At 60.9% G+C, this 18,332-nt stretch carries 14 protein-coding genes and 5 pseudogenes; 6 read left to right on the top strand and 13 right to left on the bottom strand.

Annotated elements, in window-relative coordinates; translation table 11 throughout:
* Positions 1-228 precede the first annotated feature (228 nt).
* Positions 229-1,002: an acetoacetate decarboxylase family protein gene (locus I6F17_RS36765; protein ID WP_109146014.1), complete on the bottom strand. Its 774-nt coding sequence runs from the start codon at positions 1,000-1,002 to the stop codon at positions 229-231.
* Positions 1,003-2,093: 1,091 nt separating this feature from the next.
* Here I6F17_RS36765 and I6F17_RS36760 point away from each other — a divergent pair.
* Positions 2,094-2,852: a glucose 1-dehydrogenase gene (locus I6F17_RS36760; RefSeq protein WP_225132075.1), complete on the top strand. Its 759-nt coding sequence runs from the start codon at positions 2,094-2,096 to the stop codon at positions 2,850-2,852.
* A gap of 132 nt (positions 2,853-2,984) precedes the next feature.
* Here I6F17_RS36760 and I6F17_RS36755 read toward each other — a convergent pair whose 3' ends face one another.
* The 7 genes and pseudogenes from I6F17_RS36755 to I6F17_RS36725 form a co-directional block, all read right to left on the bottom strand.
* A complete protein-coding gene (locus I6F17_RS36755) occupies positions 2,985-3,230 on the bottom strand; it encodes a patatin-like phospholipase family protein (protein ID WP_158284454.1) in 246 nt (81 codons plus the stop codon).
* Between the two features lie 222 nt (positions 3,231-3,452).
* Positions 3,453-4,931 (bottom strand): annotated as a pseudogene (locus I6F17_RS36750) (IS66 family transposase).
* A gap of 122 nt (positions 4,932-5,053) precedes the next feature.
* Positions 5,054-5,410 (bottom strand): IS66 family insertion sequence element accessory protein TnpB, encoded by a 357-nt coding sequence (gene tnpB / locus I6F17_RS36745; RefSeq protein WP_109146011.1) that lies wholly within the window; start codon positions 5,408-5,410, stop codon positions 5,054-5,056.
* Positions 5,407-5,859 (bottom strand): transposase, encoded by a 453-nt coding sequence (locus I6F17_RS36740; protein WP_109146010.1) that lies wholly within the window; start codon positions 5,857-5,859, stop codon positions 5,407-5,409. The genes tnpB and I6F17_RS36740 overlap by 4 nt, the downstream gene beginning before the upstream one ends.
* A gap of 917 nt (positions 5,860-6,776) precedes the next feature.
* A complete protein-coding gene (locus I6F17_RS36735) occupies positions 6,777-7,850 on the bottom strand; it encodes a ribonucleotide-diphosphate reductase subunit beta (protein ID WP_225132076.1) in 1,074 nt (357 codons plus the stop codon).
* Positions 7,841-8,401 (bottom strand): hypothetical protein, encoded by a 561-nt coding sequence (locus tag I6F17_RS36730; RefSeq protein WP_225132077.1) that lies wholly within the window; start codon positions 8,399-8,401, stop codon positions 7,841-7,843. Before I6F17_RS36730 ends, I6F17_RS36735 begins: the two co-directional genes overlap by 10 nt.
* Positions 8,382-9,674: a ribonucleoside-diphosphate reductase subunit alpha gene (locus tag I6F17_RS36725; protein WP_225132078.1), complete on the bottom strand. Its 1,293-nt coding sequence runs from the start codon at positions 9,672-9,674 to the stop codon at positions 8,382-8,384. Before I6F17_RS36725 ends, I6F17_RS36730 begins: the two co-directional genes overlap by 20 nt.
* Before the next feature lie 75 nt (positions 9,675-9,749).
* On the opposite strand from I6F17_RS36725, the pseudogene I6F17_RS36720 reads away from it, so the two are divergent.
* Both I6F17_RS36720 and I6F17_RS36715 read left to right on the top strand, forming a co-directional pair.
* Positions 9,750-10,067: pseudogene (locus I6F17_RS36720) on the top strand (transposase); the annotation flags it as partial.
* Complete coding sequence (locus I6F17_RS36715; RefSeq protein ID WP_109146007.1) at positions 10,067-10,411, top strand: hypothetical protein; 345 nt, start codon at positions 10,067-10,069, stop codon at positions 10,409-10,411. The pseudogene I6F17_RS36720 and the gene I6F17_RS36715, both read left to right, overlap by 1 nt.
* A gap of 150 nt (positions 10,412-10,561) precedes the next feature.
* On the opposite strand, the pseudogene I6F17_RS36710 reads toward I6F17_RS36715, so the two are convergent.
* Positions 10,562-10,741, bottom strand: a pseudogene (locus I6F17_RS36710) (IS6 family transposase); the annotation flags it as partial.
* Positions 10,742-10,872: 131 nt separating this feature from the next.
* On the opposite strand from I6F17_RS36710, the gene I6F17_RS36705 reads away from it, so the two are divergent.
* On the top strand, positions 10,873-11,343 hold the full coding sequence (locus I6F17_RS36705) for a hypothetical protein (protein WP_225132079.1): 471 nt from the start codon (positions 10,873-10,875) through the stop codon (positions 11,341-11,343).
* A gap of 547 nt (positions 11,344-11,890) precedes the next feature.
* Here the strand turns inward: I6F17_RS36705 and I6F17_RS36700 are convergent.
* Positions 11,891-12,098, bottom strand: a pseudogene (locus tag I6F17_RS36700) (IS110 family transposase); the annotation flags it as partial.
* A gap of 500 nt (positions 12,099-12,598) precedes the next feature.
* On the opposite strand from I6F17_RS36700, the gene I6F17_RS36695 reads away from it, so the two are divergent.
* Positions 12,599-13,051 (top strand): ricin-type beta-trefoil lectin domain protein, encoded by a 453-nt coding sequence (locus tag I6F17_RS36695; RefSeq protein ID WP_146207817.1) that lies wholly within the window; start codon positions 12,599-12,601, stop codon positions 13,049-13,051.
* Between the two features lie 140 nt (positions 13,052-13,191).
* On the opposite strand, the gene I6F17_RS36690 is transcribed toward I6F17_RS36695, so the two are convergent.
* Together I6F17_RS36690 and I6F17_RS36685 are read right to left on the bottom strand one after the other, a co-directional pair.
* Positions 13,192-14,466: an IS256 family transposase gene (locus I6F17_RS36690; RefSeq protein WP_225132080.1), complete on the bottom strand. Its 1,275-nt coding sequence runs from the start codon at positions 14,464-14,466 to the stop codon at positions 13,192-13,194.
* Positions 14,467-14,811: 345 nt separating this feature from the next.
* Positions 14,812-15,042, bottom strand: a complete 231-nt coding sequence (locus I6F17_RS36685) for a hypothetical protein (protein ID WP_036036210.1) — start codon at positions 15,040-15,042, stop codon at positions 14,812-14,814.
* 987 nt (positions 15,043-16,029) lie between these two features.
* Between I6F17_RS36685 and istA the strand changes: the two are divergent.
* A pseudogene (gene istA / locus I6F17_RS36680) lies at positions 16,030-16,785 on the top strand (IS21 family transposase); the annotation flags it as partial.
* 18 nt (positions 16,786-16,803) lie between these two features.
* Here the strand turns inward: istA and I6F17_RS36675 are convergent.
* Positions 16,804-18,332 (bottom strand): recombinase family protein (locus I6F17_RS36675; RefSeq protein WP_225138466.1); only part of this gene is annotated, 1,529 nt, incomplete at its 5' end.

Raw genomic sequence — 18,332 nt, 5'->3', positions numbered from 1 at the left:
AATGGAAGCTGGGCCAAGCCGGCAAGCCCGCCGGTCAGCAGGCCGCCTGACCTTCACGCAACGCCATCATAGAGCTCGCCGGGCCCACGCGCACGCGGCAATCGGGCGGTCTTCATCGTATGCCTACGTTAGGACCCTAGCTTGCGTCGCTGTAATGGCCCATCAATGGGCACGCCGAGAGCCCGCGGCTGAACTCAGGATTGGATGAACTCCTAAAGCTTATCGACACTATTTGCCTGGAGTTGCGGTTTCCGAAAGGATATCAATGACCTCGAGCTTGGCGTCATACTCCTCGTATGTGCCAAGCATGGGTTCGCCAAGTGCAATATTGTGCACGGGATCGACAATCGAGGGTGAGTCGTAAGTTAGGGAGATGGGTCCAGTAAATTGAACTTGATCGCCAAGCTCGTCGCGTCGCAACGTTCGCGCGGTGCACCATTTGACGAGCTGCGTTACTGCGCCCTTCCCGCGCTCATTGATGGGGGGCAAATGCCGAACCGAGTAGAAATACGTCCGCGCAGAAAACATCTGTTGCGAACTCGAGCTCATGCGCTGGTCCGGTTGAGCGGTAAGAGTCAGCAGGCGCTTGCCAGCTGGACGCTCGAGCGTACCCTGAATTAGGCCACCTTCTCTAATCAGAGTAATGTGCGCCAGCTTTTTTGGAGCACCAAGAACCTCTCGTCCGGAGGCAAGCGCTGCATCATTCGTTGTCACGTAAATGTAAGGAATGTAAAAGCCGGTCTCACCGCCGGGATCACGAACTTGAATTCCTGAATAGCACTCCAAGTACGGCCCCACAGTGCTTGAGGGATAGCTCGCGACCCCCACAACGGCGATTGCAGGGTTTGCTACGGGTACTAATCCCTTCGGTAGTAGAGAGGACACCTCGCTCCCCACGCTGAATACAAGGTTTATGGCTTGGCAGCCGAGAAACGCGCTGCCACGGTCTCTGCTCCCACGGTAGAGAGGCGCATCAAGAGGAATACCTTTTACCTCGGGCATCGCATTCCTCGTCGCTCTTGGAGTGTTTGGACGCAACTGTAGATTCAGCTAACTCATCTCAGCAACAGTGCTCGGTTTTTGAAGCATCCTGAAGAGACTGTGATGATGCAACCTCGATGATGCAACCTCCAATGCAGCTCGGTGATCCCTCGGCTCATAGAGCGCTGATCATGATCGTCTCGCCGACGACGCGTACAGTTCTGCGCGCTGCACCCCAATTCTGTGGTGCAGAATGAGCTTGACGATCGTGCGTTCATTCCCGTGAAGTATGCTCACCGACGATGATGATAACTCGATAGGCCTCTCTATCTGTCGCATGCAACGTCGATGCCAAGCACCTCATTCGGTGTTAGAGGACTCGCTCGGATGAAGATGTACGAGAAGGCCGCCGACAACCGTCGCCTCTTCTGCTGTTGCCTTCCCCCTTGTTTGATTGGCCACGCGGAATGTCGAAAGTCCGACATGATCAATTGGGACGTAAACGCATGACGAGTTCGCACGCCTCGCAGTTTTGGGAGGCTCGACTAAGCTTTAATGTCGAAACGCTATCGCTGTGCATGGCCCGAAACGCATGCTAGCGGATACCCAGGTCGCGTAAGAAGATCGGAACAGCTGTAGCAACTCTGCAAGAGTTGCGTGAGTTTGCATTCGTACGAGATTCTCGGCGCGCCGATTGCACAGGATGGATACTCCACTTCGCAAGACTCGGAGAACCTCATGCGTTCTGCGCCCCACTCCCGCGGCCAGCCACGAAGAGCTCAGTACGGTGCATCTGTGCGGAACCGGCGTTGCGTCGCCTGCAGTCCACGCGCATCTTCCGGAGGAAACTCGGTCGTGATTCGTCGGGCTCAACAAGGTGGCCCAATGTCGTGATGCCAATTCAACACTCCGACGGTAATGTATGAACGGCGGACGCGTGTCCACGACGTGGAATCGTTATCGAGTTGGTTTTCACGCCGAGTTACACGGCACTACGCACAGCCTTTGGGCATCGCAGCGGGACACAGCAGATCGACCAGGGGTCGATTGACATAGTGCATAGTGGATGTCGCAAAGACCTTGCACCACCACACTGTCGAGGAAGCGAAATTATGGGACGTGTCAGCGAAAAAGTCATTCTGGTGACCGGCGGGGCTCGAGGGATGGGGGCCGCTCATGCGCGCCTGCTGGTAGCGGAGGGAGCTAAAGTCGTGATCACCGATATTCTTCGTAAAGAAGGCGAGGTTTTCGCGGCCGGCCTTGGCACATCCGCGATCTATCTGCGTCAAGACGTCGCTCAGCCAGAGGAATGGTGCCAAGCGATCGCGGCTGCGGAGAGCAAGTTTGGCGCGCTGCATGGCCTCGTCAACAATGCCGGCATAGCCAGTATTGCTCCTATCGAGCAGTTTCCGCTTGAGCAGTGGACGAAGACCCTTGCTGTCAATCTCACCGGTGTATTTTTGGGAATGCAGACTGCCCTGCCGGCCATGCGCCGCGCGGGCGGAGGCTCGATCGTCAACATCTCGTCGGTCGAGGGGCTGAGGGGTAGTGCAGGGCTTCACGCCTACGTTGCTTCCAAGTTCGGCGTGCGCGGCATTACCAAGTCCGCTGCTTTGGAGGCCGCTGCGTCTGGGGTTCGAATAAACTCAGTCCATCCGGGGTTAATCAACACCTGGATGACAAAGGACTTCGATTCTTCCAGTTTTCCCATTCCGCTTGGGCGGGCAGCCGAGCCGCCGGAAGTGTCACAGGTAGTGTTGTTCCTGCTCAGTGACGAGTCCTCTTATCTTACGGGCTCCGAAATCGTCGTCGATGGCGGTCTGACGATCGGCGTCCCGTACAAGTGTCAGGCGCCCGAAAGCATCTTCTGACTAGCAGCTGATCAATTGTCACATAAAACAAGATCTGAGGTTGCGATGTAGTACAGCAGTGGGAACTACGAAGCCTATGCTCGCCCCCGCAAGCCCGCTGGTGTGGACAGCAAGACGGCGTGGTTCGTTGGTTCAGGCTTGGCGGCGCTCTCCGGCGCGGCCGCCGGTGCTGGTTCCGGCGACATAGTCGAAATAGTCCGCCAGACGATAGTCGGCGCGGTTGCTTGCCTTGGTTAGCAACCGCTCGATTTCCTCTAGAATTTTCAACGAGAGGCCCCCTCGGATTCCGCTCCCGTCTATGGCAAGATGTTTGCGCGGCCCGCCACTCTCGAGCCGCGCTTTTAGATCAATCCGACGTTCTGGAAGACGTCCCACCATGTGCTTCTCCCGCTTTTGAAACTCCGAGGGAAGCGAAACCCGAAGATGCCTCGATCGCTTATCGCTGCGGGACATGCAAAGTGGTGACCAAATAGGGGCCAGCACATCCGTAGCACTACTCGATGCACCCTAACCTAAGCCTCAGGCCGAGGTTGTATCGTGAAGTTTCTCACAATCGCTGTTGTAGTTGGATGACGCAGCTCACCGCGGTAAGCGTCGTTTTCAGGCCACGGCTTTGAGGGATTGAGTGCGGTAGGCCCAGGGCAGTAGCTGGTCGATGTCGCGATTGGGATGACTTTTGACGATCTTGGTCAGGACGTCGGTGAGATAGGCGAGCGGATCGACGTCGTTGAGCTTGCAAGTCTCGACCAAGGACGCGACGACAGCCCAGTGTTCGGCACCACCGTCGGATCCGGCAAACAGCGCGTTCTTGCGACTGAGCTTGATACCACGGATTGACCGTTCGACGGTATTGTTGTCGAGCTCGATGTGGCCGTCTTCGATGAAGCGCGTTAAGCCTTGCCAGCGCGAGAGGGCGTAGCGGATGGCTTCGGCGAGCTTGATCTTCTGGCTGATGAGGGCCAGCTTGGCGCGCAGCCAGGCCTCGAAGGCATCAGCCAGTGGCCGGCTCTTCTGCTGCCGCACGAGGCGACGTTCCTCGGCGCTGCGGCCGCGGATCTCCTTCTCGATCGCATAGAATGCGGCAATGTGCTTCAGCGCCTCGCTTGCGATCGGCGCGGGGCCGGCTGTCGCGAGTTCGTAGAAGTTGCGCCGCATGTGCACCCAGCAGAAGGCGAGCTCGACCTCACTGCGGTCGGCAAGCTTTGGGTATGCGATGTAGCCATCGACCTGCAGGACGCCCTTGAAGCCGGCAAGATGGCTGAACAGCCGCTCGGCCTTGCGGTCGGGTGCATAGACATAGGCGATGCCTGGCGGATCGAGACCGCCCCAGGGCCTGTCGTCGGCGGCATAGGCTCAGAGCTGGCCGGTCTTGGTGCGCCCTCGACCGGGATCGAGCACCGGCACGGTTGTCTCGTCGGCGAACAGCTTGGACCTCGCGCGAAGCACCGTGAGAAGGCGCTCATGCAGCGGGCGCAGATGGAAGGCGGCATGCCCAACCCAGTCCGCCAGCGTCGATCGATCGAGAGCGATGCCTTGGCGGGCATAGATCTGGGCCTGCCGGTAGAGCGGCAGATGATCGGCATATTTGGAAACCAGAACCTGGGCGACGGTTGCCTCCGTCGGCAGTCCGCCCTCGATCAGCCGGGCCGGAGCCTCGGCCTGCATGACGCCGTCCTCGCAGGCGCGACAGGCGTATTTGGGGCGCCGGGTGACAACAACGCGGAACTGCGCCGGCACCATCTCCAGCCGCTCGCTCTTGTCTTCACCGATCCGGTGCAGCTCGCCCTGGCAGCAGGGGCAGGTCTTGTCGTCAATATCGACGACGACCTCGATCCGCGGCAGATGCGCCGGCAGTGCGCCGCGATTGTTGCGGCGCTTGCGTGCGCGCTCCACCCGGCCTTCCGGGGCGGTCTCGTCCTGACAGGCCTCGGTAGAGGCCGCGACCTGCTCGACGTCCTCGAGGCCCAGCAGCATCTGTTCCTCAGGAAGCGACTCTGCCTTCCGGCCAAAGCGATGACGCTGCAATTCCTTGATGATCTGGCGCAGCCGCTCGCTCTCGTGCCGCTCGGCAAGCAGCATCGCCTTCAGCGTCTGAAGATCATCAGGAAGGTTATCGCTCACAGGCAAATCAGAGCATATTCGCGCCCGCCTGACGATGTGCTCGATACCTCTGATTCACTTCGCCGCAGCGCGGCCCACAATTATCCGGCTTGCGTCGGGACGACCGTCTCCCGTGCCGCGTGGACACGCCGCCAATCCAGCCCTTCGAGCAGCGCCGACAATTCCGCCGCCGACAAACGCATCACGCCATCCTCGATCTTCGGCCAGCGGAAGAGGCCTTCCTCGAGCCGCTTGGCGAACAGGCACAAACCCGTACCATCCCAGAAGATCAGCTTGATCCGGTCCGCCCGCTTGGCACGGAACACATAAACAGCTCCCGAGAACGGATCGGCTTTCATGTGCTCGCGTACCAGCATCGCAAGCCCCTCCATTCCTTTGCGGAAGTCGACCGGCTTGGTTGCCACCATCACCCGGACAGTTCCGGACGGGCCGATCACCGGCCTGCCTTCAGCGCATGGACGATGGCCGCAATCATCACCACGTCCGCGCCTCGGCCGACCCGGATCGTAACGCCTTCGGCTTCGATCTCGATGTCCCCAGCGTCGCAACGGCGAGCCCGGACATTCGGCTTGGCTTTGCGTCGTGCTGTCTTGCGCTCATGGCCAACAGCCACCGCCGGCACTGTGGCGTCTACCACCGCCGGTACAAACGGCGGATCGTCAGCCATCGGCGCCGGCGACCGGCGCGCCTGCCGGCGCCAGGTGAAGACTTGCTGCGGGCTCAGCCCGTGTCGACGGGCAATCTCGGAAACGACCGCCCCTGGTGCCAGCGTCTCCTCGACGATCCGGGTCTTGTCGTCCTTGGAGAACCAACGACGGCGTCCCGTCTCCGTGATCACCTCCAGCCGGCGCGCCGTCACGTCCGACTTAAGCGTATGGTCAAGCATAGACACAAGCCGATCCCTTCAAAGAGATCGTGAAGCTCGCCTATCCCATGCGCCGCGAGAAGGTGGGAGCGGAACGACGCTTACTCACCGCGGAGTGTCCGCGACGATCGACGGCGAGTTCGGCAGTCCCGCGCAGGGTCTCACCAAATTCGCGGTGTCGGCGCCTGATAGACAAGTCGCAGGTTCCGCTCACTAGAAATGTCATCGGTGAGAGGACAGCTAGGCTGGCCTGATGGCCCTATGTTCGACCCGGCGGAGGCGCGGTCGATGGTGGGGACGCCGCCGGATAGGCTCGGTTGCTCGGCTTGCCACGCTTCTTCGACAGCAGTGCCGCAGGGCCTCCGATCCGATAGGCCTTCAGCAGCCGGAATGCCTGCCGCGATGTGACCCGAAGCAGTTGCGCTGCCATCGCACTGCAATCCGTTCCGCCACAACATCCCGCAACACATGCACCCGGTCGATCTCAGCCCGGCTCATCGACAGCACCGTCATCACTCAAAACCTCCAAGCCTCATGCCTTAGACTGAACGCATCTAAGCCGGGCCGGCAAGGGCCCCTGCCCCGCATTGATGGCGCCCTTTGGACGCAGCCAAGGAATTTCAATGATCCTTCGGGTGCTATGAATCCACGGAACGAGAAGTCCTCTGGTCCCCTGTCGCATTCGAGCGGATTCGGGTCGTAGAGCCCTCCACATCATAGCCGCTGAAAACAGCCGCCCCCCATCAAAGGCGGCTGTGATCGTCTTGCGCCTGACCGCTCGAAACAGGAAGGGCAGAATCGTATCATCGACCATGGCCGGTATGGTTACCTCGATGATGTCAGCGCAGAATTGGTCTCAGCAACCGAATCCCACGTCCCATCGGCGGCTTACACCACATTCGCCAGCCACCCACAGGCCCTTCATGAATAAAGATGGGCTAGATACGGCCGAAAGCCGCCCACACCCCGTTTTCGCCGTCCCAGCTGCCGCGGCTCGCCGCCTTGGAGTACTCCGTGGCGCGCTGCTCGAAGAAATTGGCGTGCTCGACACCATTGAGAATCTCGACAAGCCACGGCAATGGATGCGGCTTGAGCTGGATGAATCCGCCCTCCTTGGCCTCGAAGAAGCCGAAGTCCGGGGCAATCCGCAGCTGGGTCAGTCGCCAGTCGGCGACATAGCGGACGTAGGCGTGGATCTGCTCAGCTCGCATGCCCTCGATCTTGCCGAGCCCGAAGGCGAGGTCGACGAAGTTCTCCTCCAGCTTCAGCATGGTCTTGGCGACGTCGACGATGTCGTCACGGACAGCGCGCGTCACCGCGCCGGTTTCGCGGTGCCATTCGTGAAACAGCATGATGATACCCTCACAATGCAGACTCTCGTCGCGCACTGACCAGCTTACGATCTGTCCCATGCCGTTCATTTTGTTGTGACGCGGGAAGTTGAGCAGCATGGCGAAGCTCGCGAACAACGCCATGCCTTCGGTGAAGGCGCCGAACATCGCCAAGGTCCGAGCGACATCGGCCACGCTGTCGACGCCGAACTCGTGCATGTAGTCCGCCTTGGCGCGCATCTCGGCATAGCCGCGGAATGCCTCGAACTCGGTCTTGGGCATGCCGAGCGTCTTGAGCAGCAGCGCATAGGCGTCGATGTGGACCGTCTCCATGTTGCTGAAGGCCGACATCATCATCTGAACAGTGAGCGGCTGGAAGATCGGGATGTAGCGCTTGAGATAGTTGTCCCCGACCTCGATGTCCGACTGAGTGAAGAAACGAAAGATTTGGGTGAGCAGCGCGCGCTCGCTGGCGGTGACGCGGTCCGACGCCCAGTCCTTGAGGTCGGCGCCGAGCGGCACCTCCTCGCCCATCCAATGGGTCTGCTGCTGGCGCTTCCAGAGCTCGTAAGCCCAGGCGTAGCGATCGACATCATAGGTTCCGGTCGAGTCGAGCAGCCCCACTCGTCCCTTGCCGATCAGCGTACGCGGATCGACGGCCGAAAGATCGATCACTGACATGCAAGGCACTCCTCATAATCAGTACGCTGCGGCTGCGGCGCCGCCACCTCGTCGCTGTCGCCGATCTTGCCGGCGAACGACGCGCGCGAGATAGACTTTGAGCGGCAGTAGTAGAGGCTTTTCAATCCGCACTGCCATGCCGTCCAGTGCAGCATGTGAAGGTCCCATTTATCGACATCGGCTGGGAGATAGAGGTTGATCGACTGGCTTTGGCAGATGAACGGGGCGCGGTCGGCGGCAAGCTCGACGATCCAGCGCTGGTCGATCTCGAAAGCGGTGCGAAAGATCGCTTTCTCGTGCTCCGACAAGATGTCGAGACGGGCCACCGATCCTTCGTGTGCTATAATCGACTGCCACATCGCCGAAGTGTCGGCGCCCTTCGCCGCAAGCACTTTGGCGAGATGCGGATTACGCACCGAGATGGCGCCGGACAATGTCTTATGGGTGTAGATGTTGGCCGGGATTGGCTCGACGCAGGCGCTGGTGCCGCCGCAGATGATGCTGATCGAGGCGGTCGGCGCGATTGCGATCTTATGGCTGAAGCGCGCCATCACGCCGCGTTCCAGGGCATCCGGGCACGGACCACGCTCGCGCGCGAGCGTCACGGATGCCGCGTCGGCGTCGCGACGGATTTTTCGGAACATGTTCAGATTGAACGACTTGCATGACACTTTCCATTGGAATGCCCTTGGCCTGCAGGAAGGAGTGGAAGCCCATGACGCCGAGGCCGACGGAGCGCTCACGCAGGGCAGCGTAGCGGGCACGCTTCATGCCGTCCGGCGCCACCGTGATGAAGTGGCTGAGCACGTTGTCGAGGAAGCGCATGACATCCTCGATGAAGGTGGGCTCCTCACTCCACTGGTCCCAGGTCTCGAGGTTGAGCGACGACAGACAGCAGACCGCGGTGCGCTCCTCGTCGCGATGATCAATGCCGGTCGGCAGGGTAATTTCGCTGCACAGGTTGGAGGTCGAGACCTTGAGGCCCAGCTCGCGCTGATGCTTGGGGAGCGCGCGGTTTACGGTGTCGATGAACAAGAGATAAGGCTCGCCAGTCTGGAGCCGGTTCTCAAGGATGCGTTGCCACAGCTGGCGGGCATCGATCTGGCGGACGACCTCGTTAGTCTTCGGGCTCCGCAGAGCGAACGCGGTGCCGGCGCCCACGGCACGCATGAACTCATCGGTGACGTTGACGCCGTGATGCAGGTTGAGGCTCTTTCGGTTGAAGTCGCCGGACGCCTTGCGAATCTCGAGGAACTCCTCGATCTCGGGATGGTGGATATCGAGATAGACCGCCGCCGAGCCGCGCCGCAACGAGCCCTGGCTGATCGCCAGCGTCAGGCCGTCCATGACGTGGATGAACGGGATGATGCCTGAAGTGACGCCGCCCTTCACCTTCTCGCCGATCGAGCGAACATTGCCCCAGTAGGTGCCGATGCCGCCGCCGTTGGAAGCAAGCCAGACGTTCTCGTTCCAGGTACCGACGATGCCTTCGAGCGAGTCCGCCACCGAGTTGAGGAAGCAGGAGATCGGCAGGCCGCGCGTGGTCCCGCCGTTGGAGAGCACCGGTGTGGCCGGCATGAACCATAGCCGGGACATCGCATCATAGAGACGTTGGGCATGCGCAACATCGTCCGCGAAAGCGCAAGACACCCGCCCGAACATGTCCTGGTAAGTTTCGCCGGCGAGCAGATAACGGTCGGTCAGCGTCAGCTTGCCGAACGACGTCAACAAGTCGTCGTGCGACGGATCGAGCGTGAGGTCGGCCGGCTTTGGCGATGGCGCGAGGGGCCACGGCAGCGGAGCCGGCGATGGCGAAAGGGGCACCAGACACGGCTCAGGCGCCGCAGGCTTCGCCTGCGCTAGGCGCGGCCGCACACTCGGTGGCGCGACGAGATGACCACGCTTGGCGCCGACAAGGCCTACGACGCAGAAGACTTCGTCAACGAGCTGCGCTCGATGAACGTGACGCCGCATGTTGCGCAGAACACCAGCGGCCGCAGCTCTGCGATCGACGGGCGAACGACCCGGCACGGCGGCTATGCCGTCAGCCAGCGCATCCGCAAGCGGATCGAGGAGGCATTCGGCTGGATCAAGACGGTCGCCGGGCAAGAGAAGACCAGCTTCCGTGGCCGTGAACGCGTCGGATGGGCCTTTACCTTCGCTGCTGCCGCCTACAATCTGGTGCGGCTGCCCAAGCTGATCGCGGAGGCCGGCTGATGGCCAAGGTGCCCGGCTTCGCCAAGGCCTTTGCCGGCCGCTGGCGCATCGTCGAAATGGACACCTGGGACGGCGACTTCCTCGATCTCGTCGAACAGGCGCATCTCACCTTCAAGGGCAAGTCCGACGGTGAAGTTGCCTTCGGTGCGCTGAAGGGCTTCCTCGACGTCCGCTACGGCACGCGAGACGGTTCGGCCTGCGCGGAGTTCTCATGGCAGGGGCACGATGAGAATGACCCCACCTGCGGTCGCGGATGGGCCATGATCGGCACTGCCGGCAGGCTCGTCGGCCACTTCTACATACACAATGGCGACGATTCGGCCTTCGTTTGCGAACACAGCTGAGTTCTTCAACAGCCTGCTAGGTGGCTACTTGGCCAGGGCGGGCGGTCCGCCACCCGGAAACGTTGTCATCTGGCGCGGCCTCTCCCGACTCGCAGACATCGAACTCGGCGCCGAAATCGCCGCGGCTGGAAATGTGGGTAATTGAAAGCCGGAGAACGGCTTGCTGAATTTGCGCCCCCACTGGCGCACGGTTTCATAGGTCACGCCGATGCCACGCGCCGCCAGCATTTCCAGACCATGCGCAAGCTTAAGGGAAACCGGAAATACAACCAAACGGCATAGCTGATCACTTTCGTTAACTTGACGGTACCGCCTAACCTGCGGCCACAAGCCGAGCTGTGCATCCGGGCCGCGCTAGGTTCGCATGCCCGGTGGAAATGATATCTGTACTTTGCGCCGTCGTCGATACCAAGGCCGATTGGCACGCCAATTGCTGGAATATACTGAGGAAGAACACCAAGATGGCCGAGAGGATATCAATGTCAAACCCTAATTGGTTCTCTTGGTTGAGTTTTCCATTTTTCGCGCCACTCAGCGGGTCGGTGGTGCAGGACATCGCACCGAATTTTCACCGGCAAGTCGATAATGACGTAAGTGCTGAGATTGGCTTAGCTGAACAGCTGGTCATTCTTTCCAAGGCCGTTAAAGAGCTTAGGACGATGCTCGTAGGCATCGAGGAGACACCAGGCGCGAAGCTCAAGATCGCATCCGAGGATGCAACAACAGCAATGGGGCAGCTCACAGGGATGGAAGCAAAAGTAAACGAGATCAAACAGCGTCATAGCAAGGCCGCCGATCTGGAAGCTGAGCGCGCGCTAGATCGCCTAAAGGAGGTTAATCCCGAGGGATATGAGACGTTCATTCGTAAGCGCGAGAACCGCGCGAGCACTGGCGGAGATGCCGGAAAGTCGAACGGCGGATCAGTCCAATAAGGCAAAGGATAAGCTCATGCTCAGCTCAAACTCAACTGTGCCTGGATCTGTAACAGCAGCTGGTTGGAATCTGTGGTCGAGGCGAGGCGTTTTGGGTCTTCAGCTGTGCCTGGTTCAAGACTCGGATGTCCGAACTTCTGCACGAAGATCGACGTCGCGGGTCAGCTCAGCCTATTCATCGCGGTCACGTGGGTCGCGCGCATTCGGTCCTGACGTCGCTCACCAGATGTTCTACCGTTAGAGCCGTTGGTTCCTAATCGAACTACTCTTGAAGACAGTAACCGGCCTGAGGCCCTATCTAGCTGTCCCTCGGCTAGCGCACGATACAGCCTGACATGAGCGGATCGGTGGAGGTGGAACGATGGCAAGTGCCATATTGATGGCAGGCTGGAAGGTGATTCCTATCGTCGTGTCGAGGTGATCACCGGGGAACGTCGGCGGCGAGGATGGATGGGCGAGGAGAAGGCGCGGATCATGGCGGAGATGCAGGCCTGCACACTCCGCTCTATGCCGCGCGGCATCTCAGCCGCTGCTCATGCGACGCGAAGAGATCGCGCATCGCTTCGTGACCTTCATCAGGCAGCCACAAGCCGTTAACTCGCCGGCGCGTAGCAGCCGCGCGAGAAAACGGCGTCCCGGCGGTTCGTCTCCGCACGATCGCCCGGCTTCCTCGGGATTAATGATGGCGCCATCACAGTGCATTCGTGGCCGAGCGACCGGATCAGGCGATAAAGACCATAGCCAATTGGGCCGGCTCGTAACAGAAGTGGACGCGTCAAACCGGTTGGCAATCCGCTCTATGACGCGGCGCATGTTGACAATGAAGGCATCGACCTCGCAAGAACCGAACCTCGCCCTCCCGGCCTACATCCGCAATCCCGACGGCATTTCTCAGCTTGGCCACATCGATTCCGACAAAAGGCCTTCCTATAATCTGCCACGGCTCGTCCTCGTGATGAGGATCGGCTCGGTACGCCCGTGCAACCTTAGGACGCGCAGTGTAGGGCGAGCCATCTCACCGCAAGAGGTGCGCATACGGTCTAACTATTCAGCCATGTCCGACTGAAGACATTGTGCGTCGGGAGGCCAACATTGAGATGTAAGCATCCCCCACAGGGAAGCGCACGATCTCGCGCCTTTCTCTAAATGCACAGAACATTTTCCGGTGGCACGTATATTGCTGCAAAGGGTGGTGAGGCTCAAAGACCTTCATCGCGCGGTGGACAGCGCTTTCGGAAAGCAAGGATACATACAAATGGGAAGCTTTATAATCAAATACAAGGCGAATGAGGACTACGTGATCGGCGTGCACGATCAGGCAGTGGGTGCTCCAATTGTACTTCGAAAAAGACATGCCGCCCTTCGATATATTGTCTGGGATATCGACCTTGACGCCGGCTCCATTAGGCTTCACGCAAGCGATCGGCTTGCACTCGCGCCAAGCGGTAATGCCATCAGGGAAGCTAGGCTCTACCTTCAGTTCTACGACGCTGCCAACCCTAACCAGCAGTGGGAATTTGGGGAGAACCCAGGTCCTATCTACAGCTTAGTCAATCGCAACCTGTGCATCGATAACAATAATAGCAGACAGCAAGAAGGCAACCCAATTTGGCTCTATCCGGAGAACGGCACAGTCGCTCAGAAGTGGCAGCATGTACCACTATCGAGCCTGCGCGCTACGGATCTCGAGGTTGAAGTTGCGGGGTAATCGCAAATCCTCTGCGCACGATGAGGCTTCATCTACGTGTGCTCACAGGGCGGGGTCGGGCCAGATCGTTCGACCCCCTTCCAAAGGGGATGTCCCGATCGCTGTTGAACTAGGTCGGATCGACGTTGCCGGAATGAATGTTACGCGGCCCTCGTGACGTGGGCAACGGGGTTGATCGTCATGCGATTGTGGCGAGCTTGAAGAGCCGCACGCAGAACCGACAATTGCTTATGCGCCTTCAATCGTCGGAAGCCCTTGTTGGCCTCGATCATGCCGGCCGCGACCCATCGCAAGGCCATACCGGCATCCCGCCAGCGTTTGACGTTGCGCGTGACGCGGCGAATGGTGCCCATCATGTTCTCGGCGATGTTGGTACAGGCGAGCGATCGACGAAGCTCCTTCGGCAACTTCAACCGGACGACGGTCAGGATTTCGTCGAGGCCTTCGAGGATGCTGGCCGCTACGCCGGGCCATTGCTGGTCGAGTCGACGCGCGAGATTGCGGATCAATTTTTCGGCCTTGTCGGCATCATCGAGCTCCCAGGCCTGGCGCAGCGCCCGACGGGTGGCCGCATGATGCTCTTTCGGCAGGCGTTCCATGATGTTGCGCGCCTTGTGGATCTGGCAGCGCTGGATCGCAGCGGCCGAACCGAAGGTGCGGCGGATCGCCTTCGACAACGCCTTCGCGCCGTCGGCGATGAACAGTCTTGGCACCGTCGGGTCGAGCCCGCGCGAGACCAGGTTGTCCAGCAGGGCCTGAACCGTTGCGGCATTCTCGGTCGCCCCTTCCACCAGCGCCAGCGGATGCTTGTTGCCTTCGCCGTCAACCCCGATCGCGGCGACCAGCACGAGATCGTCGCCGAGATGCAGCCCGTCGATTTGGACCACCAGAAGGTCGAGCGCGGACAGATCGGCAGCCATGAAGTCGGCCAGCCGCGCCGCCGACAGCGCTACGAACCTCCGCGAGGCCGCCGACTCCGAAACCCCCGATCCGGGCGGTGCCGGCACGTCACCCTCGGGCAGCCGGACAGCGCGGCCGAACCGGCGCGTCGACACATTGATCAGCATCAGGTTCATCGCCCAGCGACCGAGCCAGTCCTCCTGCGCCGCCGTTTCCCAGCTCGGGATCGTGACCTCGCGGCCGTCCACGCCCCGGACCCGCGGGCGCTCGACCTCGATCTTGCCGCCATGGAAACCGATCCGTCCGCGCGTTCGGCCCCAACGGTGCGCCCGCCGCACCGCATCGCGACCGTGGCGCGGCCCGCAGGCCGCCGTCACATCCGCCTCCATCATCGTGCCGAGCGCCTCGATCCCCGCCGCAAGGCAGAACCGATCAAAGCTCGCCCGCACTTCCGCAAACGCTTCGTCCACAGCCCCAGTCGCCGGCGAACCAGCCGGTGTGATATCTCTCGTCATGGCGTTGCTCTCCTTTGTGGAATCAGCACCCCGAGCCTACCGGCTCAAGGTGAGCAACGCCGACCTCTTCAGAAATTCAACAGAACCCGGGACATCCCCGTACCAGCCGGTTCTCGGGTGGGATGCCTGTGAGACTTTCGCCAGCGCGCCGCGCCCGTGCTGCCTACGATCCGGGACTGATCGCCAAGTCACCGCCCTATCCTGGTAGTTGCGCTAGGGCATTCGTCGGGATGATGTATCCCCGTCAGCTTCTTTCGTCGCTGAGGCTGGCTGCGTAGAAGTCACTAGCGAGTGGCAGGGACAGCACTTTATTGGTCCACTTCCAAGCGTCGAGTCAAGTGGCCGCTAACGTTCCCGCTGTTTAGGTCGCGCGGCTGCCACCGTGAGTCCGGTGTGATCCTTGAGGCTATCGACTACCGTGACCGCCGCTTCGAGTTCATCTCGAAGACGCTTCGTAATCCGCAGAATGCTGCTCGCGAGCTCCTCGCGGCTGATTTCTGCACCGTGAGCAACTTTTTCTTCGAGGTCGCGTATCGCTTCGTCGATCTTGTGCAGCGAGAATGTGCTAGGCATCATCCGGCTCCGTCCTGATTGAGGGTCGGGCATCCGCCGAACCACGGTGTAAAAATGCGTCCGCTACACGGTTAAGTAAAGCGGGTGGCGTTGCGGGAAAATCTGTCCCCATCTCGCGTCTGAGCGCCTCGAATTCGGATAAGGTCGAAATCGGGCAATCCGCCACCGCGTCCATTTTTGAGCGGATAACTTCAACCCGGGATCGCCAATCGGCCAGCTGTTCTTTAGTTCGCTGTGGGCCGTACGTGTCTTCTGCCGGTGTATGGCTTGGCCTACGGACGTAGTCCGTGAATGCTCGGATTGCCACTTCGGTCCTGGGCAAGGCGTTACTCCTATGAGCGGAGCCAGCTCGAACAGTTACAGGCCGAGCATTTTATACAGGCACGCGGGGATGCGGCAACCCCCTCGTGCTGGCAGGTGCTCTCCAACTGTTCTCAGAATACAAATTGGTAGCATCTTGAGAATTTCAGCCTCTCGGGAGCAAAGGTGGTCAGCCTCAGTCTTCGAGGACGGGCTGGCCACCATCGCTTGCGACGCCACCTTGCAGGTCCAAACGGAATGCACACCTTGGAGCGACACGCCACCTCCCTACGCTCGCAGGCGCTTGCGGTGCTTGCAGCCAATCAGGCCCGGGCGGCCGATCAATCTTTGAGCCTGGCAGATCGACAAGTCGCGACGTTTAATGCTGAGGAGGCCCAGGCGCTGCTCAGCATCCTCGATTGCGTGAAGCTCGAACCCGGGCCCGAGGAGGCACGGAAGATCGCGGCGCGCATACGCGCGCTTCTAGAGGACCCACGGAGGAGCCAACCGATTCGAGTGGCGTGCTTGTAGGGTTGCGGATTCCGATCGATGTCGCCCAGGATTCCGAGATGATCTCGCCCACCATTCCGGGATGATGTCGCCCGGGTGACGAGACCTCTTCTGGCTCCCATAGGGTCAACCTTTCGGTTTTGCGAAGGGGGACCCTGGATGCCGACGGAGAGGCTTGCGATGCGCCGTGTGCGCGATGTGATCAGGATGAAGGCGGCTGGGCTGCCGAGCCGCGAGATTGCTCGGCGGATGGGCGCGGCGCCCTCGACAGTGCGGCTGACCATCCGGCGATTCGAGGCCGCAGGCCTGAGCTGGCCGTTGCCCGACGAACTCACGGACGCGGCCCTGGAGGCCCGCCTGTTCGCCAAGACCGGCAACGGTAACCGGCAGGGTCATCGCCGCATCGCCGAGCCCGACTGGGCGGCGGTGCACCGCGAGCTCAAGCGCAAGCATGTGACGCTGTCGATCCTGTGGGAGGAGTACATCGGCGCCGAGCCCGGCGGATACCGGTACTCGCGCTTCTGCGAGCTTTACCGCGCCTGGGAGGGACGCCTGTCGGTGACGATGCGCCAGGCGCACGCGGCCGGCGACAAGCTGTTCGTCGACTACGCGGGCGACGGCGTGCCGGTGGTGGTCGACCGCCTCACCGGCGAGCGGAGGACGGCGCAGATCTTCGTCGCCGTGCTCGGCGCCTCGAGCTTCACCTACGCGCAGGCGACGTGGACGCAGGGACTCGCCGACTGGATCAGCGCCCATGTTGGCGCCTTCGCGGCGATCGGCGGCGTCCCGGCGCTGCTGGTGCCGGACAACACCAAAGTCGCTGTGATCAAAGCCTGTCTCTACGATCCCAGGATCAATCGCAGCTATGCCGACATGGCGGCGCATTACGGCACCGCCATTCTGCCGGCCAGGCCGCGACGGCCACGGGACAAGGCGATTGCTTCATATTGCACCTCATCCTGACAGTTGCGCGGTGATAGATGTTGTTCGCGGTTTGCGGGAGCGGCGGCCGCCGCGGCCTTTAAGGATAATCGTATTTGATGGGATCTCCCAGAGACCACGGTTAAGGCTGTCAGCGTAGCACTGTTTGATGAGCCCCTGACGGCCCCACTCCTGCACGGTGGTCTTGGCAATGCCAAACCTCGCTGCGACCTCGCGCGTCGTGAGCATGCCACAGTGGCGCAGTCGATCGTATCGACTCGCCAGTTTGTAGGCACCTCGAATGAAGGCGATCTTCTTCAGATTGAACGGCTTTGCCTCCGATGTGCGCCATCCGTTCTGATTGAGAATCTCAGCGATCTCACGATCGCAGTAATAGTCAAGGAGACGATCGACCTCGGCGACGAGCTCGGGTTTGAACTTGCGGATCTGTGCGATAGGCAACGGCCGTTCGAGCACCAAGGAGCGCGTCGCGCCGCCCGACAGGCGCACGTGAACAGTGATCTTCTCCGCTTTGATCAGGGTTACGTCGTCGATGAGTAGACGCACAATACGCTTGCGCTCGCGGACGTCGACACGCGAGTCGTGCCAGATTCGTGGCAGTTGCTCGGCAAGATCGAGAATGCGCCGTCGGGTCTCGGCGTTCAGTGCTGCGGCTTGCTGTTTGCTGCGGCGCTCGTAGTCTTCGGCCGCATCGGCATGAAGGCGCAGCTTCTCGTTCCATTCCGCCTCGAGCGCATCGGCGACAAGGCGGTTGTCGGGATCGACCTTCATGTAGCGCCGACGCGCGATCTCAGCTTCATACCGCATCCGCTCGACATGCTGGCGACGCGCTGCGTCAGTCTCCGCGGCGCGCGCCTCGAGCTCGCGCTGAACCTCCAAAGTGACCGCCAGGCTCATCGGTGTCATCAGCTCGATCATCAGGGCGGCGATCGCGGCATCGACGAGCTTCCCGGGAACCGTTTGGCATGTCCATCCCGCGCGCCGCACCGCATTAGCTTGACAGACATAGGTCGGCACTATGCGGCTGTGCTCTTGGCTGTAGCGCACACCCATGCGTTCGCCACAGAGGCCACAGACCACGCGACCTTGCAGCAACGCCGGTCCTTCGCGTGCCGGCCCCGACCGCCGTTCGCCGCCGAAGGCGCGGGCATTGTCGGCGAGCCGCCGCTGATTGGCTTCGAACCGTTCCCAGTCGATGTAGCCTTGGTACATGCCCGGCATGACGAACTGCCAGTCCGCCTTAGCAACCCTGACGACACTGCTGCCGCCGTCGGGTCTGTACCGTGTGCGCGTGCGCCCATAGACGAAGGCGCCGGCGTAGCGTGGATTGTGGAGCACCTGCAGGATGCGCGCATGATTCGGCGGCGCCCACAGGAGGTCTCCCTTGTTTGGACCTGCGCGCAATCGACGTGGGAACAACAGAGCTTGCTCTCGGAAGAAGCGGACGGTCTGCACGGCACTTTCGGTCCGCTCAAAGGTGTCGAACACGAGACGGATGGCATTCTGCACTTGGGCGTCAGGATCGAGGCCGAGGGTCCGAT

Source organism: Bradyrhizobium sp. NBAIM18 (assembly GCF_020193825.1).
Taxonomy (GTDB): Bacteria; Pseudomonadota; Alphaproteobacteria; order Rhizobiales; family Xanthobacteraceae; genus Bradyrhizobium; species Bradyrhizobium yuanmingense.
This window is presented reverse-complemented; position numbering and strand designations above follow the sequence as displayed.

Coding starts and splice junctions, on each gene's coding strand:
- I6F17_RS36765 (WP_109146014.1), bottom strand. CDS start 1,002: ATGCCCGAGGTAAAAGGTATTCCTCTTGATGCGCCTCTCTACCGTGGG.
- I6F17_RS36760 (WP_225132075.1), top strand. CDS start 2,094: ATGGGACGTGTCAGCGAAAAAGTCATTCTGGTGACCGGCGGGGCTCGA.
- I6F17_RS36755 (WP_158284454.1), bottom strand. CDS start 3,230: ATGGTGGGACGTCTTCCAGAACGTCGGATTGATCTAAAAGCGCGGCTC.
- I6F17_RS36740 (WP_109146010.1), bottom strand. CDS start 5,859: ATGCTTGACCATACGCTTAAGTCGGACGTGACGGCGCGCCGGCTGGAG.
- I6F17_RS36735 (WP_225132076.1), bottom strand. CDS start 7,850: ATGTCAGTGATCGATCTTTCGGCCGTCGATCCGCGTACGCTGATCGGC.
- I6F17_RS36730 (WP_225132077.1), bottom strand. CDS start 8,401: ATGGCGCGCTTCAGCCATAAGATCGCAATCGCGCCGACCGCCTCGATC.
- I6F17_RS36715 (WP_109146007.1), top strand. CDS start 10,067: ATGGCCAAGGTGCCCGGCTTCGCCAAGGCCTTTGCCGGCCGCTGGCGC.
- I6F17_RS36705 (WP_225132079.1), top strand. CDS start 10,873: ATGGCCGAGAGGATATCAATGTCAAACCCTAATTGGTTCTCTTGGTTG.
- I6F17_RS36695 (WP_146207817.1), top strand. CDS start 12,599: ATGGGAAGCTTTATAATCAAATACAAGGCGAATGAGGACTACGTGATC.
- I6F17_RS36690 (WP_225132080.1), bottom strand. CDS start 14,466: ATGACGAGAGATATCACACCGGCTGGTTCGCCGGCGACTGGGGCTGTG.
- I6F17_RS36685 (WP_036036210.1), bottom strand. CDS start 15,042: ATGATGCCTAGCACATTCTCGCTGCACAAGATCGACGAAGCGATACGC.